We start from the raw sequence: 17188 nt of genomic DNA, 5'->3' as shown, positions 1-17188 counted from the left end.
CGGCGGCCAGAAACACCGAAATGAGCGAGCCATCTGGTCGATTTTGACCCACTGGCCGCTTTCAAAATTGGCGAAGGCCGAAGTCAGCCAGAAAAACCGCTCTACTTCAGACCTTCCTTAGCAGTTTGCATCCCGATGAGCGTGGCCGCAGCGCTTGCCGGGCTTTAGTTCAGGCGCTGCGTTACTACCGCAGCCTGGGCATTCACTTCACCCGCATCATGACTGACAACGGCAGTTGCTATGGTTCACGCAAGTTCCGCCGTCTTGTCAGACGATTGGGGCTGCGCCACCTGCGCACCAAACCCTATACGCCACGCACGAACGGCAAGGCCGAACGCTTCATCCAGACCAGCCTGCGCGAATGGGTCTATGCCCGCAGCTACGACAGCTCCGAGCAACGCGCAGCCCATCTGCTGCCATGGCTGCACCATTACAACTGACACCGCCCACATGCCAGTCTCGGCTACAACCCACCCATCAGCCGCGCGCCACTTCCACTGAACAACGTACTGGGTTTACATATTTAGTCGTTCTCCATCTGATATACGCTTCAAGCCTGTGCCCCAATATATCGCCGTGCAATTGATCGTGATGGCTGCGGTCAACCCGACTTCTGCAACTGGGCACTGATTGTCGGAGTTGAGGGCGGAAATCAGTGGGTTGTTTCTGGATTGCCGTCCAAGGCCAGCAAGGCCAAGGACGGTGAAGGTTTCAAAGACCCGCTACCCAATAGATCGGAAGGCTGCACCACTTAAGTGAACAGCATTACCGCAATGCGCGGGCCTCTGCGAGCTTGCCGGTGCCGGCGCTTACTTGAGGCGGCGCTCGACGCCTTTTTCCACCAGGATCTTGGCCGAGATCTCCTCCACCGAGAAATGCGTGGAGTTGATGAAGGGGATGTTCTCGCGGCGGAACAGGTTCTCCACCTCGCGCACCTCGAACTCGCACTGGGCGTAGCTGGCGTAGCGGCTGTTGGGCTTGCGCTCGTGGCGGATGGCGGTGAGCCGGTCGGGGTCGATGGTCAGGCCGAACAGCTTGTGCTTGTAGGGCCTGAGTGCCGCCGGCAGCTGCAGGCGCTCCATGTCTTCCTCGGTCAACGGGTAGTTGGCGGCACGGATGCCGAACTGCATGGCCATGTACAGGCAGGTGGGCGTCTTGCCGCAGCGCGACACGCCGATCAGGATCAGGTCGGCCTTGTCGTAGTAGTGAGTGCGGGCGCCGTCGTCGTTGTCCAGGGCGAAGTTGACCGCCTCGATGCGCTCCATGTAGTTGCTGTTGCTGGCGATGGAGTGCGACTTGCCGACGGAGTAGGAGGAGTGCTCGCTCAGCTCGGCTTCCAGCGGGGCGAGGAAGGTGGAGAAGATGTCGATCATGAAGCCGTTGGAGTGGGCCAGGACGTCGCGGATATCCTGGTTGACCACGGTATCGAAGATGATCGGCCGGGCGCCGTCCTTCTCTGCGGCCAGGTTGATTTGCTGTACCATGGCCCGCGCCTTGTCGACGCTGTCGATATAGGGGCGGGTGAGTTTGGTGAAGCTGATGGCCTCGAATTGTGCCAGCAGGCTCTGCCCCAGGGTTTCCGCGGTGATGCCAGTGCCGTCGGAAATGAAGAATGCGGTTCGTTTCATTGATGCCGAGGCCTTAAGTCGGGAACGATTCTTGGCTATCATAGGCGCCCTTTGTCGGGCCGGTGCCGGTCGGCATTGTGACTTATTTTCTTGAGGCAAAGCCAGGCTGCGGCGTGCCGCGGCGGCTCTGCCACGTACTGTGGAGAGTTCACCTTGGTAGAGTACGTCGTTTCCCTCGATAAGCTCGGCGTCCACGATGTGGAGCGTGTAGGGGGCAAGAATGCATCCCTGGGCGAGATGATCAGCAACCTGGCCGGCGCCGGCGTCTCGGTGCCCGGCGGTTTCGCCACTACCGCCCAGGCCTACCGTGACTTCCTCGAACAGAGCGGCCTGAACGACCGTATCCACGCCGCCCTCGATGCCCTCGACGTCGACGACGTCAACGCCCTGGCCAAGACCGGCGCGCAGATCCGCCAGTGGGTGATGGACGCCGAGTTCCCGGCCCAGCTGGACGCCGACATCCGCAAGGCCTTCGCCGCGATGAGCGCGGGCAACGACAACATGGCCGTGGCCGTGCGCTCCTCCGCCACCGCCGAGGACCTGCCGGACGCCTCCTTCGCCGGCCAGCAGGAGACCTTCCTCAATATTCGTGGCGTGGACAACGTGATCCGCGCCGCCAAGGAGGTGTTCGCCTCCCTGTTCAACGACCGCGCCATCGCCTACCGCGTGCACCAGGGCTTCGACCACAAACTGGTCGCCCTGTCCGCCGGCGTGCAGCGCATGGTGCGTTCGGAAACCGGCACCGCCGGGGTGATGTTCACCCTCGACACCGAGTCGGGCTTTCGCGACGTGGTCTTCATCACCGGCGCCTACGGCCTCGGCGAGACCGTGGTGCAGGGTGCGGTGAACCCCGACGAGTTCTACGTGCACAAGCAGACCCTGCAGGCCGGCCGCCCGGCCATCCTGCGCCGCAACCTGGGCAGCAAGGCGATCAAGATGGTCTATGGCGACGAGGCCAAGGCCGGTCGCTCGGTCAAGACCGTCGAAGTCGACCGCGCCGAACGCGCGCGCTTCTGCATCAGCGACGCCGAGGTCAGCGAGCTGGCCAAGCAGGCGCTGATCATCGAGCAGCACTACGGCCGGCCGATGGACATCGAGTGGGCCAAGGATGGCGACGACGGCAAGCTGTACATCGTCCAGGCCCGTCCGGAGACCGTGAAGAGCCGCGCCAGCGCCACCGTGATGGAGCGCTACCTGCTGAAAGAGAAGGGCACCGTGCTGGTCGAGGGCCGCGCCATCGGCCAGCGCATCGGCGCAGGCCGGGTGCGGGTGATCCACGACGTGTCCGAGATGGACAAGGTGCAGCCGGGCGACGTGCTGGTCTCCGACATGACCGACCCGGACTGGGAGCCGGTGATGAAGCGCGCCAGCGCCATCGTCACCAATCGCGGCGGGCGCACCTGCCACGCGGCGATCATCGCCCGCGAGCTGGGCATTCCGGCGGTGGTCGGCTGCGGCAACGCCACTTCGGTGCTCAAGGACGGCCAGGGCGTCACCGTGTCCTGCGCCGAGGGCGACACCGGCTTCATCTTCGAGGGCGAGCTGGGCTTCGACATCCGTAAGAACTCGGTCGACGCCATGCCCGAGCTGCCGTTCAAGATCATGATGAACGTCGGCAACCCGGACCGCGCCTTCGACTTCGCCCAACTGCCCAACGAGGGCGTGGGCCTGGCCCGTCTGGAATTCATCATCAACCGCATGATCGGCGTGCACCCCAAGGCGCTGCTCAACTTCGCCAGCCTGCCGGCTGAGATCAAGGACAGCGTCGAGAAGCGCATCGCCGGTTACGACGATCCGGTCGGCTTCTACGTCGAGAAGCTGGTCGAGGGCATCAGCACCCTGGCCGCGGCCTTCTGGCCGAAGAAGGTCATCGTGCGCCTGTCGGACTTCAAGTCCAACGAATACGCCAACCTGATCGGCGGCAAGCTCTACGAGCCTGAGGAAGAGAACCCGATGCTCGGCTTCCGTGGCGCCTCGCGCTACATCAGCGAGAGCTTCCGCGACTGCTTCGAGCTGGAGTGCCGCGCGCTGAAGAAGGTGCGCGGCGAGATGGGCCTGACCAACGTCGAGATCATGGTGCCCTTCGTGCGTACCCTCGGCGAGGCCGCCCAGGTGGTCGAGCTGCTCGCCAGCAACGGCCTGGCCCGCGGCCAGAACGGCCTGAAGGTCATCATGATGTGCGAGCTGCCGTCCAACGCGCTGCTGGCCGAGGAGTTCCTCGAACACTTCGACGGCTTCTCCATCGGCTCCAACGACCTGACCCAGCTGACCCTGGGCCTGGACCGCGACTCCGGCATCGTCGCCCACCTGTTCGACGAGCGTAACCCGGCGGTGAAGAAGCTGCTGGCCAACGCCATCGCCGCCTGCCGCAACGCCGGCAAGTACATCGGCATCTGCGGCCAGGGCCCCTCGGACCACCCGGACCTGGCCAAGTGGCTGATGGAGCAGGGCATCGAGAGCGTGTCGCTGAACCCGGATTCGGTGCTGGATACCTGGTTCTTCCTGGCCGAGGGCCAGCAGGGCTGATCCGCTCCCTACCGGCGAAGGGCGGGAGCGATCCCGCCCTTTTTTGTGCCTCGTCATCCCTGGCCGGCGCCGAGCCCGGCAACATTCTTGTGCAAGAAGCAGCATGCAGAGCAGTAGTGAATTGTTTCCCGTCGCCCTGGTCAGTGCCGAGTTGCGCGGCGACCTGAGCGAGGACGTGTACCGCCTCAAGCCCGGCAACAGCCCGGACTCCTCCGTCGAGCTGGCCGTCACCCGCCTGGGTCTGGCCGGCCAGGCCCACGGCGGCGTGCCGGTGATCCTGCTACACGGCAGCTTCTCCAACCGGCGCTTCTGGTACTCGCCACGCGGCATCGGCCTCGGCCCCTTCCTCGCGCGCGCCGGCTTCGACGTGTGGATCGCCGAGATGCGCGGCCACGGCCTGTCGCCGCGCAACCGGGCGTACAAGCGCAACAGGGTGGCGGACTACGCCCGCTACGACCTGCCGGCCATCGCCGCCTTCGTTCGCGAGCAGAGCGGCCAGGCGCCGCACTGGATAGGCCACTCGCTGGGCGGTACCACCCTGGTCGCCGCCCTCGGCGGCGCCTACCTGGATGGCGAGCACGCCGCCTCGGCGGCCATCTTCGGCACCCAGATCAGTCGCATCTACTGGCCGCTCAAGGTGCCGCCGGTGGAGTGGGGCAGCCGCCTGTTGCTCAAGGGCTTCCAGCATATTTCCGGCAGCCGTTTCAAGCGCGGCCCGGAGGACGAGCCGATCGGCCTGGCCCTGGAAAGCCTGCGCTGGCATGGCCTGTTCGGTCGTTTCGGCGACCGCGAGCGCGACTGGTGGGCCGGCCTGGCCGATGTCCGAGTGCCGTTGCTGGCGGTCAGTGCCGCCGGCGACATGCAGGACCCGGCTTGGGCCTGTCGCAAGCTCTATGAGCAGTTCATCGGCGCGCCGCGCCAGTTCCTGCTGCTGGGCAAGGAGGGCGGCTATTCCAGCGATTTCGGCCATGTCGAGATGCTGGTCAGCAAGGAGGCGCAGGCCGAAGTCTGGCCGCTGGTCGAGCACTGGCTGCGCGAGCTGAGTCTACCTGCGGAAAAGCTGCAGGATTGAGCTTACATGGGCGTCGACATGCGGCTAAGATGCGGCGAAATTCGCCTGCCCGGTCTTGCCAGCCATGTTTGTCGCACTGGAGCGCCTGATCAACCTGCAGGACGGCTATCGTCGAACCTTCAAGGTCGCCGGGCATGATCTGCTGTTGCTGGTGGTCGAAGAGCAGCCCGTGCTGCTGGAGAACCGCTGCCCGCATCGCGGCGCGCCGTTGCACGACGCCACGCTGAGCGGCCAGACGCTGCGCTGCGCGCGCCACGGCATCGAGTTCGACCTGCGCAGCGGACGGCCGCTGAACGGCCAGTGCGCGTCGTTGAGCCTGCTGCGGCTGGCCTATGATGGCGACCGCATCGGCATCGATATCTGAGTTTCCACTGTCAAGGAGAGTCCCATGCAATACGTCACCCCCGATCTGTGCGACGCCTACCCGGAGCTGGTGCAGGTGGTCGAGCCGATGTTCGCCAACTTCGGCGGCCGCGACTCCTTCGGCGGCGAGATCGTCACCGTCAAGTGCCACGAGGACAACTCGCTGGTCAAGGCCCAGGCCGACCAGCCCGGCCAGGGCAAGGTGCTGGTGGTCGACGGCGGCGGCTCCATGCGCCGCGCACTGCTAGGCGACATGATCGCCGAGAAGGCGGCCAAGAACGGCTGGGAAGGCATGGTGATCTACGGCTGCGTGCGCGACGTCGACGTGCTGGCGCAGACCGAGCTGGGCGTGCAGGCCCTGGGCAGCCACCCGATGAAGACCGACAAGCGCAATATCGGCGACCTCAACGTGGCAGTGACCTTCGGTGGGGTGACTTTCAAGCCCGGCCACTTCGTGTATGCCGACAACAACGGCATCATCGTCTCGCCCGAACCGCTGAAGATGCCGGAATAAGGTTCGGCCCGGCCCGCCGCGGCGGGCCGGAATCGCCGCGAGGGCGGCGGGCGCGATGTGACTCGGCTCTAGCTCGGCACGTCTAGGCAACAAATCCGTGCGAGGTAGGCATGTACGATCCATTCGAAGAGTCCCTGCGCGACCTGCTCAAGTCATCGTCGAGCGAGCACGACGACGATGCCGCGCTCGGTCGCGTGCTCAAGACCGCCAACCGCCAGGTCGGCGCCGGCGATCTGTTCTGCCTGCTCGGCCGCAGCCTCGAAGCCGTCATGATCGCGCTCAACAATGGCTCGGCGCACCTGGCTCCCGTTTCCCGTCGCACCCGCTGCGCAGACAAGGCTGACTGAATATGGAATTCGATCCCTGGACTCAAAGTCTCGTTAACGCCATGAGCTCGGTGTGGGGGCCCATCGCCGGCTTCATTCCGCGCTTCTTCGGCGCGTTGGTGGTGGTGCTGCTCGGTTTCGTGGTGGCCAAGCTGCTCGATACCCTGCTGTCCAAGCTGCTGGCCAAGGTCGGCCTGGACCGTCTGATGGCCGGTACCGGGCTGAACAAGATGCTGTCGCGCGTCGGCATCCAGGTGCCCGTATCGATCCTGATCGGCAAGATCGTCTATTGGTTCGTCCTGCTGATCTTCCTGGTCTCGGCCGCCGAGTCGCTGGGCCTGGATCGCGTCTCGGCGACCCTCGACGTGCTGGCCCTGTACCTGCCCAAGGTGCTCGGCGCGGCCGTGGTGATGCTGGCCGGCGTGCTCCTGGCGCAGCTGGTCAGCGGCATCGTGCGTGGCGCCGCCGATGGCGTGGGCCTGGACTATTCCGCCGGGCTCGGGCGCATCGCCCAGGGCCTGGTGATCATCATCAGCATCTCGGTGGCGATCGGCCAGTTGGAGGTCAAGACCGACCTGCTCAACAACGTCATCGCCATCGTGCTGATCTCCGTCGGCCTGGCCATGGCGTTGGCCCTCGGCCTGGGCAGCCGGGAAATCGCCGGGCAGATCCTCGCCGGCATCTATGTGCGCGAGCTCTACGAAGTCGGGCAACAAGTGAAGGTCGGCGAGGTCGAAGGGCAGATCGAAGAGATTGGCACCGTGAAGACCGTGCTCCTGACCGAGGACGGCGAGCTGGTGTCGGTGGCCAACCGCACCCTGCTCGAACAGCGCGTCAGCAGTCGCTGAGTCGCCAATCCCTGCTAATGTATGCGGCCAGCGCGCCCGCGGTGCGGGCCTGCGCTGTCATCTGACCTGACCGGCACGAGTCGTTTTGAACAAGGCCCAAGCGCTTCCCACGCGGTACGACCCACGCGAGCTCTCGGACGAGGAGCTGGTGCAGCGTGCGCATGTCGAGTTGTTCCACGTCACCCGGGCATACGAGGAACTGATGCGGCGTTACCAACGCACACTGTTCAATGTATGCGCGCGTTACCTGGGTAATGAGCGCGATGCCGACGATGTTTGTCAGGAAGTCATGCTGAAAGTGCTGTATGGCCTGAAGAACTTCGAAGGCAAGTCCAAGTTCAAGACTTGGCTATACAGCATCACTTATAACGAGTGCATTACTCAGTATCGTAAAGAGCGGCGCAAGCGCCGTCTGATGGACGCCCTGAGTCTCGACCCGCTGGAGGAGGCCTCCGACGAGAAGGCGCCCAAGCTGGAGGAGAAGGGCGGACTGGACCGCTGGCTGGTGCATGTCAATCCGATCGACCGGGAGATCCTGGTGCTGCGCTTCGTCGCCGAACTGGAGTTCCAGGAAATCGCCGACATCATGCATATGGGCCTGAGTGCCACCAAGATGCGCTATAAGCGCGCCCTCGATCGCCTTCGCGAAAAGTTCGCCGACACCGCGGAAACTTAATTAAATCGAAACAATCCTATGCTCGCGCCTGGGTATTTTTGTTACAATGCCCGGCTAGCTGTTACCTGCCGTCTGCAGGGCGGCTATTTAATCGTCATATTGATGGGGATTTACGGATGAAATTGAAAAACACCTTGGGCCTGGTCATAGGTTCGCTGGTAGCGGCTACTTCCCTGAACGTGCTGGCCCAGGGCCAAGGCGCTGTCGAAATGGACGCCTTCGGCAAGCGTTACTTCACCGACAGCTCGCGTGACCTCGAGAACGGCAACCTCTACGGCGCCTCCGTCGGCTACTACCTGACCGACGACGTGGCCCTGGCGCTGTCCTACGGCGAATACCACGACATGAACTCCGAAGACAGCTTCGGCGCCGACGGCCACAAGGACATCAAGGGCAACCTCGCCGCCCTGGATGCCATCTACCACTTCGGCACCCCGGGTGTCGGCCTGCGTCCGTTCGTGTCGGCCGGCTTCGCCCACCAGAACATCAGCAACATCCCGGCCCGTACCGGCCGCGATCACAGCACCTTCGCCAACCTGGGCACCGGCCTGAAGTACTACTTCACCGAGAACTTCTTCGCCAAGGCCAGCCTGGATGCCGCCTACAACATCGACGCCAACGAGACCGAGTGGCTGGCCGGCGTTGGCCTGGGCATGAACTTCGGCGGCGCCTCCAAGCCGGCCCCGGCTCCGACCCCGGCGGCCGAGCCCGCCCCGGTCGTCGAGGAAGTTCCGCCGACTCCGGAGCCGGCCGAGACCGTGCGTGTGGAGCTGGACGTGAAGTTCGACTTCGACAAGTCCAAGGTCAAGGAAGAGAGCTACGGCGACATCAAGAGCCTGGCCGATTTCATGAACCAGTATCCGCAGACCTCCACCACCGTCGAAGGCCACACCGACTCCGTCGGCACCGACGCCTACAACCAGAAGCTGTCCGAGCGCCGCGCCAATGCCGTGCGCGACGTGCTGGTCAACCAGTACGGTGTGGGCGCCGAGCGCGTCGGTTCGGTCGGCTATGGCGAGTCCCGTCCGGTCGCCGACAACGCCACCGAAGCCGGCCGCGCCGTGAACCGTCGCGTGGAAGCCGAAGTGGAAGCCCAGGTCAAGTAACAGGCCTAGGTTTACCGAGAAGCCCGGCCAGCAGGCCGGGCTTTTTCTTGCCCGTCATTTAACCGTCACCGAATCGTTATCATCCCGCCACGCCGGCGCGTTGCAATCGTGCCGAACTAGGGAGGGCGAACGATGCGGCTGTGCGTAATCGGTGCGGGCTATGTGGGATTGGTGACGGCGTGCTGTTTCGCCGAAATGGGCAATCGGGTGGTTTGCGTCGAGCGGGATCCCTTTCGCCTGGCGCGCCTGCGGCGCGGCGAGGTGCCGATCTACGAGCCCGGCCTGCAGCCCATGCTGCGCGAGCACCTGGCCAGCGGTCAGCTGAGTTTCACCGACGAGCTGGCCGAGGGTGTCGAGCGGGTCGAGATCGTCTTCATCGCCGTCGGCACGCCGACCGCAGAGGATGGCTCGGCGGACCTCAGTCACGTCCTGGCGGTCGCCGAGCAACTGGGCCGTACCCTGACCCGGCCCTGCCTGGTGGTGGACAAGTCCACCGTGCCGGTGGGCACCGCCGAGCGCGTGGCCTGGTCGATCCGCGAGCGCCTGGCCGCGCGCGGCCTGGGCTTCGCCGTACGGGTGGCGAGCAACCCGGAGTTTCTCAAGGAAGGCAGCGCGGTCGAGGACTTCATGCGCCCGGACCGGGTGGTGCTGGGCTGCGACGATGACGAGAGCGCCGAACAGCTGCGCCGCCTCTATGCGCCTTTCCTGCGCAACCATGACCGCGTGCTGCAGATGGGCGTGCGCGCCGCCGAGTTCACCAAGTACGCGGCCAATGCCTTTCTCGCCACCAAGATTTCCTTCATGAACGAGATGGCCGGGCTGTGCGCCAGGCTGGGCGTTGACATCGAGGACGTGCGCCGCGGCATCGGCAGCGACCGGCGCATCGGTACCCACTTCATCTACGCCGGCTGCGGCTATGGCGGCTCCTGCTTTCCCAAGGACGTGCGCGCGCTGATTCGCAGCGCCGAGTTGGAGGGCTTCGAGCCGGCCATCCTGCGCGCGGTGGAGGCGCGCAACGCGCTGCAGAAGACCCTGCTGATCCAGGCGCTGCGCGAGCACTTCAACGGCCTGCTGCGCGGCCGCGTGGTGGCGCTCTGGGGCCTGGCCTTCAAACCCGGCACCGACGATCTGCGTGAGGCGCCGAGCCTGGTGCTGCTCGATGCCCTGCTGGCCGCCGGTGCCCGCGTGCAGGCCTGCGACCCCGTGGCCTGTGCCGGCGTGGCCACGCGCTACGCCGAGGCCGTGGCGAGCGGCCAGCTGCGCCTGGGCGAGTCGCCCTACGCGGCGGTGGAGGGCGCCGATGCACTGGTGCTGGTCACCGAGTGGAAACAGTTCCGTCAGCCGGACTTCGCCCGGATTCGCGGGCTGATGCGCATGCCGGTGCTGTTCGACGGGCGCAACATCTACGACTCGGCGGAGATCGCCGAACTGGGCTTTCTCTACCGCGGCATCGGCCGGCCGCAGGCGGGGCGGAGCAAGGCCGAGGTGGCCTGATCCGCGGCCGGGCGGGGCGAATCACCTCGCGTTCGCCGCAGATAGTTTCGCGACAGCCTGTTAGACTGCCCGCCGTCCGATTCACCGCAGTCCAGAGGATGCTCATGATCAAGAAATGTCTGTTCCCGGCGGCCGGCTACGGCACCCGCTTCCTGCCCGCGACCAAGGCCATGCCCAAGGAGATGCTGCCGGTGGTCAACAAGCCGCTGATCCAGTACGGCGTCGAGGAGGCCCTGGAGGCCGGCCTGACCGAGATCGCCATGGTCACCGGTCGCGGCAAGCGCGCCCTGGAAGACCATTTCGACATCAGCTACGAGCTGGAGCACCAGATCCTGGGCACCGACAAGGAGAAGTACCTGGCCTGCATCCGCCGCCTGATCGACCAGTGCACCTTCTCCTACACCCGCCAGGTCGAGATGAAGGGCCTGGGCCATGCCATCCTCAGCGGGCGCCCGCTGATCGGCGACGAGCCCTTCGCCGTGGTGCTGGCCGACGACCTGTGTTTCAACCTCGAAGGCGACGGCGTGCTGCAGCAGATGGTCAAGCTGTACAACCAGTTCCGCTGCTCCATCGTCGCCATCCAGGAAGTGCCGCCGGAGGAGACTTACAAGTACGGCGTGATCTCCGGCGAGATGATCCGCGACGACATCTTCCGGGTGAATGCCATGGTCGAGAAGCCCAAGCCCGAAGACGCCCCGTCCAACCTGGCGATCATCGGCCGCTACATCCTCACCCCCGACATTTTCGAGCTGATCGAGCAGACCGAGCCGGGCAAGGGTGGCGAGATCCAGATCACCGATGCGCTGATGAAGCAGGCCCAGGACGGCTGCGTGATCGCCTACAAGTTCAAGGGCAAGCGCTTCGACTGCGGTGGCGCCGAGGGCTACATCGACGCGACCAACTTCTGCTACGAGAACCTGTACAAGACCGGCAAGGCCTACTGACGGGCCCGGCGTTCGAACGAGGCCACCTGCGGGTGGCCTCGTCGTTCTAGGGAATGGCCATGGCTTCCGAGCCCGGCCCCAGCGGTTGGCCGTAACTGAACTCGACATAGTTACCAGCCGGGTCGCGCAGGCCGCAGTAGTAGCCGACCGGGTAGGGCTCGTCGCGCGGCGGCCAGATCAGGCAACCGCCCTCGGCGGCGCGCGCGGCGATGGCGTCGACCGCCTCGCGGCTGTCCAGGGCGAAGCCGAAATGACTGTAGTCGTCGGCTGCCAGGGCGCGGTCGTTGCCGCCGGGCATGATGACGAAGATGAACTGATGCTCCTTGCCCGGTTCGGCCATCCACACGATGCGCGAGCCCTTGCCGGCGCGCTGGTGGATCACGCGCATGGCGCAGTACTCCTGGTAGAAGGCGATGCAGGCATCCAGATCGGGCACGTGCAGGGCGACATGGGTGAGGGTGGGGCGCATGGGGGTTCCTCCGCTATCGCTTTCAGCATACACGCAGGCCATCTCCGCTATCCTAGGGCGCTGGCAAGGAGAACTACAGCATGCCTTATGACTTCGACCTGTTCGTGATCGGCGCCGGCTCCGGCGGCGTGCGCGCCGCCCGTTTCGCCGCCGGCTTCGGCGCCCGCGTGGCGGTGGCCGAGAGCCGCTACCTGGGCGGCACCTGCGTCAACGTCGGCTGCGTGCCGAAGAAGCTGCTGGTCTACGGCGCCCACTTCGCCGATGACTTCGAGCAGGCCGCAGGCTTCGGCTGGAACCCGGGCGAGCCAGCCTTCGACTGGCCGACCCTGATCGCCAACAAGAACCGCGAGATCCAGCGCCTCAACGGCATCTATCGCAACCTGCTGGTGAACAGCGGGGTGACGCTGCTGGAAGGCCATGCGCGCATCCTCGGTCCGCAGCGGGTCGAGGTGAATGGCCGGCAGTACAGCGCCGAGCGCATCCTCATCGCCACCGGCGGCTGGCCGCACATTCCTGACATCCCCGGCAAGGAGCTGGCCATCGGCTCCAACGAGGCCTTCTTCCTGCCGCAGCTGCCCAGGCGCGTGCTGGTGGTCGGCGGCGGCTATATCGCCGTCGAGTTCGCCTCGATCTTCCACGGCCTCGGCGCACAGACCTCGCTGCTCTATCGCCGCGAGCTGTTCCTGCGCGGCTTCGACGGTGCGGTGCGCCGGCACCTCAAGGAAGAACTGGAGAAGAAGGGCCTCGACCTGCAGTTCAACAGCGACATCGAGCGCATCGAACGCCAGGCCGACGGCAGCCTGCTGGCGACCCTGTGCGACGGCCGCCGCCTGGAAACCGACTGCGTGTTCTACGCCACCGGCCGGCGCCCCATGCTGGACGACCTCGGCCTGGAGAACACCGGCGTCGAGCTGGACGACAGCGGTTTTATCCGGGTCGACGAGCAGTATCAGACCGCCGAGCCCTCGATCCTCGCCCTCGGCGACGTGATCGGCCGCGTGCAGCTGACTCCGGTGGCCCTGGCCGAGGGCATGGCCGTGGCGCGCCGCCTGTATCGCCCCGAGGAATACCGCCCGGTGGACTATCGCAATATTCCCACCGCCGTGTTCAGCCTGCCCAATATCGCCACAGTCGGCCTCACCGAGGAGCAGGCGCGGGCCGAGGGGTATGAGGTCAGGGTCTTCGAGAGCCGCTTCAGGGCGATGAAGCTGACCCTCACCGACTGCCAGGAGCGCACGCTGATGAAGCTGGTGGTCGATGCTGCAACCGACCGGGTGCTGGGCTGCCACATGGTCGGCCCCGAGGCCGGCGAAATCGTCCAGGGCCTGGCTGTGGCGATCAAGGCGGGCGCCACCAAGCGGGTGTTCGACGAGACCCTGGGCATCCATCCGACGGCGGCCGAGGAGTTCGTCACCCTGCGCACGCCGCTGGGCGCCTGATGCCGGCGTGGCGGGCCTGAGGTAAACTCCGCGACCCGCCACATGCCACGACTTTCCCCATGCAGCAGCTGTTCTACTTCTCCGATCTGTTCGGCGTCGCCGTCTTCGCCATCACCGGCGCCCTGATGGCCGGGCGCAAGTCCATGGACCTGTTCGGCGTGCTGGTCATCGCCATCATCACCGCCCTCGGCGGCGGCACCCTGCGCGACCTGATCCTCGACAACCATCCGGTCAGCTGGATCCGCAACGACACCTATATCCTGGTCGCCTCGCTGGCCGCCGTAGGCACCGTGCTCTGGGTTCGTCTGACCCAGCCGATCCACGAGCGCGGCCTGCTCATCGCCGACGCCTTCGGCCTGGCCGTGTTCACCGTGATCGGCACCGAAGTGGCGCTGCAGCACAACGTGCCCTACAGCACCGCGATAATCATGGGCGTGATGACCGGCGTGGCCGGCGGGGTGATGCGCGACGTGATCTGCAACGAGATTCCGCTGATCTTCCAGAAGGAGATCTACGCCACCGCCTGCATCCTCGGCTCGCTGGTGTTCATCGGCCTGCGCGAGCTGGACACCCCGCACTGGCTGGATACCGGCATCGCCATGCTGGCCGTGCTGTTGACCCGCCTTGCGGCCATTCACTGGCGTCTGTCGCTGCCGCGCTTTCACCTGCTGGATCGCGACTGAGCAAAACTGCCGGCTTTCGCCCAGAATAGGCGCCAGCGTTGTGGAGGACCGAGCCGTGGAACCCATGCTGGACGAGCGCGGCGGACTGCCGCCCCTGGATCAGTTGATCGCCTGTCACGAGTGCGATCTGCTGATGCACCATCCGCACCTGCACGAGGAGCAGAAGGCCTGCTGCCCGCGCTGTGGCTACGAGCTGGTGGTGCGCCGCGCGCACATGCAGCGCCGGGCCATGGCCCTGGTGCTTACCGCGCTGATCCTCTTCGTGCCGGCCAACTTCCTGCCCATCCTCAGCCTCAACCTGCTCGGGCAGAACGGCGTGGACACCGTGTGGAGCGCGGTGGCGGGGCTCTACCATTCGAACATGCAGGGCGTCGCCGTGGTGGTGTTCCTCTGCAGCATGCTGATCCCGCTGCTCAAGCTGCTGTGCCAGCTGTTCGTTCTGCTCAGTCTGCCCAGGCCGGCCTGGCGTCCCTATGCGATCGGCTACTACCGTCTCTATCACCACCTACGCGAGTGGGGGATGCTGGAGGTCTACCTGTTCGGCATCATCGTCTCCATCGTCAAACTGATCGACATGGCCGAACTGCACCTGGGCGTCGGCCTGGCCTGCTTCGTCGGCCTGATGCTCGCCCAGGTCTGGCTCGAAGTGACCATGTCGCCGCACCAGGTGTGGGATGCGCTGGAAGAAGGGGAGGAGGGCGAACATGCGCGCGCTTGATGCCGGCATCGTCGTCTGCGACGAATGCCACAAGCTGGAATACCTGCGTGAGGGTGAAGAGCAGCACTGCGCCCGCTGCGGCGCCCGCCTGCATGCCCGGCGGCCCAACAGCATCGCCCGCACCTGGGCCCTGCTGATCACCGCCGCCATTCTCTATGTGCCGGCCAACCTGCTGCCGATCATGACGGTCAGCTTCCTCGGCAAGGGCATGCCCTCGACCATCATGGGCGGGGTGGTCGAACTGATCCATGCCGACATGCTGCCGATCGCCGCCGTGGTGTTCGTCGCCAGCATCCTGGTGCCCACCTTCAAGCTGGTCGGCATCGCCCTGTTGCTCTATTCGGTGCAGCGCCACCAGCCGATGTCGGCGCGCCAGCGCATCCTCATGTACCGCTTCATCGAGTGGATCGGCCGCTGGTCGATGCTCGACATCTTCGTCATCGCCATCCTCGTCGCCCTGGTCAACTTCGGCAATCTGGCGACCATCACCGCCGATCTTGGCGCAGCGGCCTTCGCCAGCGTGGTGATCCTGACCATGCTCGCGGCAGTGACCTTCGATCCGCGCCTGATCTGGGACAACACCGATCAGGAACTGGAAGTCGACGAGCCGCAGCCCGGCGCAACCGCTGTGCAGCGTTGAGAGCGAGCGTTCAGGCGCTGTGTGGCGGTGTCCTCCAAATAGGATGGGTTAGAGTGCAGTGTTAATGAACCCGTTCTGGGCATCTGCCGGCCTTTTCATGAGAGCTTTCAACGATTGAAGCGCTCCACCAGGGCGTACTGGCCCTGGGCGGTGGCGGTCAGCTCGGTGCTGAGCTGAGCGGTGCTCTGCGCCTCGCCGGCGGTCTGGTCGGCCAGCTGGGCGATGGTGGTGATGTTCTGGTTGATCTCGTCGGCCACCGCGCTCTGTTCCTCGGCGGCGGCGGCGATCTGGTTGGCCATGTCGGTGATGTTGGCCACCGCGTCGCTGATGCCGGCCAGCGCCTGGTCGGCCTGCTGCACGCGCTCGACGCCCTCGTCGGCCTGCTTGCGGCCGATTTCCATGGTCATCACCGCCTCCTCGGCGGTGCGCTGCAGCTTGGCGATCAGGCCGTGGATCTGCTCGGTGGACTCGGCGGTGCGCTGGGCCAGCGAGCGCACCTCGTCGGCCACCACGGCGAAGCCGCGGCCCATCTCGCCGGCGCGCGCCGCCTCGATGGCGGCGTTGAGGGCGAGCAGGTTGGTCTGGTCGGCGATACCCTTGATCACGTCGACCACGCCGCCGATCTCGTTGCTGTCCTGGGCCAGGCGCGACACGGTCTCGCCGGTGTCGCCCACCGACTGCGACAGGCGCTGGATGGCCTCGCGGGTTTCCGAGGCGACCTTGCGGCCCTCGCCGGTCAGGCGGTTGGCTTCCTGGGTGGCGATGGCGGCGCGCGCCACGTTGCTGGCGACTTCCAGGGTGGTGGCGGCCATCTCGTTGATCGCGGTGGCCACCTGCTCGGTCTCCACGCGCTGGCGCTCCAGGCCGGCGGAGCTGTTGTGCGACAGCTTGTCGGCCTGGCGGGCCTGGCTGGTCAGGCGCTCGGCGCTGTCCTGCAGGCGGGTCAGGCAGGTCTTCAGGCGCGCCTCCTGGCTGAGCATGGCCATTTCCAGGCGCGCCTCGGCGCCGCGGCTGTCGGTGTACATCTGCGCGATCAGCGGGTCGGAGGTGGTCTGCTCGGCCAGGCGCAGCAGGCGCTTGACCCCGCGGGTCTGCCAGGCGATGCCGGCCAGGCCCAGCGGCACGGAGAGCAGGGCGGCGAGCAGGAAGCCCCAGGTCGAGCCCAACCAGTGGCCGATGAGGAAGCCAATCTGGCTGATCAGGATGAACGGCAGCCAGGCCTGCAGCATCGGCAGCCAGCGGTCGCTGCTCGGAACCGCCGAGCGTCCGGCATTGATCCGCGCGTACAGCGCCTCGGCGCGGCGCACCTGCTCGGCGCGGCGCACCTGCTCGGCGCTCGGCTTGACCCGCACCGACTCGTAGCCGACCACCTGGCCCTTGTCGAGCATCGGCGTGACATAGGCGTTGACCCAGTAGTGGTCGCCGTTCTTGCAGCGATTCTTCACCACGCCCATCCACGGCCGGCCCTTCTTCAGCGTCGTCCACAGGTGGGCGAACACGGCCGGCGGCACGTCCGGGTGGCGCACTATGTTGTGCGCCGAGCCCGTCAGTTCTTCGCGGCTGAAACCGCTGACCTCGACGAAGGCGTCGTTGCAGTAGGTGATCTGCCCCTTCAGATCGGTGGTGGAGATCAGCCGCTGCTGGGCTGGGAAGGTGCGTTCGCGTTGGGTGACCGGCTGGTTGTTCTTCATTAGACGCAAGTCCGTTTCTGCTTTGCTGCTTAATCGGCCCGGAGCGGGAAA

General features: G+C 65.7%; 17 protein-coding genes and 2 pseudogenes. 16 read left to right on the top strand and 3 right to left on the bottom strand.

The annotated features are described in order from the left end of the window. Positions 1-119: 119 nt before the first annotated feature. Together AAFN46_RS19675 and AAFN46_RS19670 are read left to right on the top strand one after the other, a co-directional pair. Positions 120-527, top strand: a pseudogene (locus AAFN46_RS19675) (integrase core domain-containing protein); the annotation flags it as partial. After that, positions 523-759 (top strand): annotated as a pseudogene (locus AAFN46_RS19670) (IS4 family transposase); the annotation flags it as partial. The pseudogenes AAFN46_RS19675 and AAFN46_RS19670, both read left to right, overlap by 5 nt. A 50-nt stretch (positions 760-809) precedes the next feature. Here the strand turns inward: AAFN46_RS19670 and AAFN46_RS19665 are convergent. Continuing rightward, on the bottom strand, positions 810-1628 hold the full coding sequence (locus AAFN46_RS19665; RefSeq protein ID WP_347810391.1) for a pyruvate, water dikinase regulatory protein: 819 nt from the start codon (positions 1626-1628) through the stop codon (positions 810-812). A 153-nt stretch (positions 1629-1781) separates the two neighbouring features. On the opposite strand from AAFN46_RS19665, the gene ppsA reads away from it, so the two are divergent. From ppsA to galU, 10 genes are all read left to right on the top strand, one after another. Next, the gene (gene ppsA / locus AAFN46_RS19660) at positions 1782-4154 is read left to right on the top strand and encodes a phosphoenolpyruvate synthase (protein WP_347810390.1); all 2373 of its coding nucleotides are present in this window, start codon (positions 1782-1784) and stop codon (positions 4152-4154) included. 103 nt (positions 4155-4257) lie between these two features. Then, positions 4258-5226, top strand: a complete 969-nt coding sequence (locus tag AAFN46_RS19655; protein WP_347810389.1) for an alpha/beta fold hydrolase — start codon at positions 4258-4260, stop codon at positions 5224-5226. Between the two features lie 64 nt (positions 5227-5290). Beyond that, positions 5291-5590, top strand: a complete 300-nt coding sequence (locus AAFN46_RS19650; RefSeq protein WP_347810388.1) for a Rieske (2Fe-2S) protein — start codon at positions 5291-5293, stop codon at positions 5588-5590. Between the two features lie 24 nt (positions 5591-5614). Next, complete coding sequence (gene rraA, locus AAFN46_RS19645) at positions 5615-6103, top strand: ribonuclease E activity regulator RraA (RefSeq protein ID WP_347810387.1); 489 nt, start codon at positions 5615-5617, stop codon at positions 6101-6103. Between the two features lie 110 nt (positions 6104-6213). Further along, the gene (locus AAFN46_RS19640) at positions 6214-6450 is read left to right on the top strand and encodes a CrfX protein (protein WP_347810386.1); all 237 of its coding nucleotides are present in this window, start codon (positions 6214-6216) and stop codon (positions 6448-6450) included. A 2-nt stretch (positions 6451-6452) separates the two neighbouring features. Further along, entirely contained in the window at positions 6453-7277 is an 825-nt protein-coding gene (locus tag AAFN46_RS19635; protein ID WP_347810385.1) for a mechanosensitive ion channel domain-containing protein, read from the top strand. 85 nt (positions 7278-7362) lie between these two features. Beyond that, a complete protein-coding gene (gene sigX / locus AAFN46_RS19630) occupies positions 7363-7953 on the top strand; it encodes an RNA polymerase sigma factor SigX (RefSeq protein WP_347810384.1) in 591 nt (196 codons plus the stop codon). 116 nt (positions 7954-8069) lie between these two features. After that, entirely contained in the window at positions 8070-9059 is a 990-nt protein-coding gene (locus AAFN46_RS19625) for an OmpA family protein (protein WP_347810383.1), read from the top strand. 132 nt (positions 9060-9191) lie between these two features. After that, complete coding sequence (locus AAFN46_RS19620) at positions 9192-10553, top strand: UDP-glucose/GDP-mannose dehydrogenase family protein (RefSeq protein ID WP_347810382.1); 1362 nt, start codon at positions 9192-9194, stop codon at positions 10551-10553. Between the two features lie 104 nt (positions 10554-10657). Next, complete coding sequence (galU, locus tag AAFN46_RS19615) at positions 10658-11497, top strand: UTP--glucose-1-phosphate uridylyltransferase GalU (protein ID WP_347810381.1); 840 nt, start codon at positions 10658-10660, stop codon at positions 11495-11497. 46 nt (positions 11498-11543) lie between these two features. Here galU and AAFN46_RS19610 read toward each other — a convergent pair whose 3' ends face one another. Beyond that, positions 11544-11966, bottom strand: a complete 423-nt coding sequence (locus AAFN46_RS19610; protein WP_347810380.1) for a VOC family protein — start codon at positions 11964-11966, stop codon at positions 11544-11546. A gap of 80 nt (positions 11967-12046) precedes the next feature. Between AAFN46_RS19610 and gorA the strand changes: the two genes are divergently transcribed. The 4 genes from gorA (at position 12047) to AAFN46_RS19590 (ending at position 15446) form a co-directional block, all read left to right on the top strand. Beyond that, positions 12047-13405, top strand: a complete 1359-nt coding sequence (gene gorA / locus AAFN46_RS19605; protein ID WP_347810379.1) for a glutathione-disulfide reductase — start codon at positions 12047-12049, stop codon at positions 13403-13405. Positions 13406-13464: 59 nt separating this feature from the next. Further along, a complete protein-coding gene (locus AAFN46_RS19600; RefSeq protein WP_347810378.1) occupies positions 13465-14088 on the top strand; it encodes a trimeric intracellular cation channel family protein in 624 nt (207 codons plus the stop codon). 64 nt (positions 14089-14152) lie between these two features. Continuing rightward, positions 14153-14806: a paraquat-inducible protein A gene (locus AAFN46_RS19595; protein ID WP_347810392.1), complete on the top strand. Its 654-nt coding sequence runs from the start codon at positions 14153-14155 to the stop codon at positions 14804-14806. Then, a complete protein-coding gene (locus AAFN46_RS19590) occupies positions 14793-15446 on the top strand; it encodes a paraquat-inducible protein A (protein ID WP_347810377.1) in 654 nt (217 codons plus the stop codon). The genes AAFN46_RS19595 and AAFN46_RS19590 overlap by 14 nt, the downstream gene beginning before the upstream one ends. A gap of 107 nt (positions 15447-15553) precedes the next feature. On the opposite strand, the gene AAFN46_RS19585 is transcribed toward AAFN46_RS19590, so the two are convergent. Then, positions 15554-17137 (bottom strand): PAS domain-containing methyl-accepting chemotaxis protein, encoded by a 1584-nt coding sequence (locus AAFN46_RS19585; RefSeq protein WP_347810376.1) that lies wholly within the window; start codon positions 17135-17137, stop codon positions 15554-15556. Between the last annotated feature and the right edge of the window lie 51 nt (positions 17138-17188).

It is taken from the genome of Pseudomonas sp. CAU 1711, from assembly GCF_039888625.1.
GTDB lineage: Bacteria > Pseudomonadota > Gammaproteobacteria > Pseudomonadales > Pseudomonadaceae > Aquipseudomonas.
Note: the sequence above shows the minus strand (reverse complement) of the source record. Positions and strands in the feature narration are given on the sequence as shown.

Excerpts from the sequence above, each read along its gene's own strand:
- galU (WP_347810381.1), top strand. The coding sequence starts at position 10,658 with ATGATCAAGAAATGTCTGTTCCCGGCGGCCGGCTACGGCACCCGCTTC.
- AAFN46_RS19625 (WP_347810383.1), top strand. The coding sequence starts at position 8,070 with ATGAAATTGAAAAACACCTTGGGCCTGGTCATAGGTTCGCTGGTAGCG.
- AAFN46_RS19655 (WP_347810389.1), top strand. The coding sequence starts at position 4,258 with ATGCAGAGCAGTAGTGAATTGTTTCCCGTCGCCCTGGTCAGTGCCGAG.
- AAFN46_RS19665 (WP_347810391.1), bottom strand. The coding sequence starts at position 1,628 with ATGAAACGAACCGCATTCTTCATTTCCGACGGCACTGGCATCACCGCG.
- rraA (WP_347810387.1), top strand. The coding sequence starts at position 5,615 with ATGCAATACGTCACCCCCGATCTGTGCGACGCCTACCCGGAGCTGGTG.
- AAFN46_RS19585 (WP_347810376.1), bottom strand. The coding sequence starts at position 17,137 with ATGAAGAACAACCAGCCGGTCACCCAACGCGAACGCACCTTCCCAGCC.
- AAFN46_RS19640 (WP_347810386.1), top strand. The coding sequence starts at position 6,214 with ATGTACGATCCATTCGAAGAGTCCCTGCGCGACCTGCTCAAGTCATCG.
- AAFN46_RS19610 (WP_347810380.1), bottom strand. The coding sequence starts at position 11,966 with ATGCGCCCCACCCTCACCCATGTCGCCCTGCACGTGCCCGATCTGGAT.
- gorA (WP_347810379.1), top strand. The coding sequence starts at position 12,047 with ATGCCTTATGACTTCGACCTGTTCGTGATCGGCGCCGGCTCCGGCGGC.
- AAFN46_RS19620 (WP_347810382.1), top strand. The coding sequence starts at position 9,192 with ATGCGGCTGTGCGTAATCGGTGCGGGCTATGTGGGATTGGTGACGGCG.
- AAFN46_RS19595 (WP_347810392.1), top strand. The coding sequence starts at position 14,153 with ATGCTGGACGAGCGCGGCGGACTGCCGCCCCTGGATCAGTTGATCGCC.
- AAFN46_RS19600 (WP_347810378.1), top strand. The coding sequence starts at position 13,465 with ATGCAGCAGCTGTTCTACTTCTCCGATCTGTTCGGCGTCGCCGTCTTC.
- AAFN46_RS19635 (WP_347810385.1), top strand. The coding sequence starts at position 6,453 with ATGGAATTCGATCCCTGGACTCAAAGTCTCGTTAACGCCATGAGCTCG.
- AAFN46_RS19590 (WP_347810377.1), top strand. The coding sequence starts at position 14,793 with ATGCGCGCGCTTGATGCCGGCATCGTCGTCTGCGACGAATGCCACAAG.
- AAFN46_RS19650 (WP_347810388.1), top strand. The coding sequence starts at position 5,291 with ATGTTTGTCGCACTGGAGCGCCTGATCAACCTGCAGGACGGCTATCGT.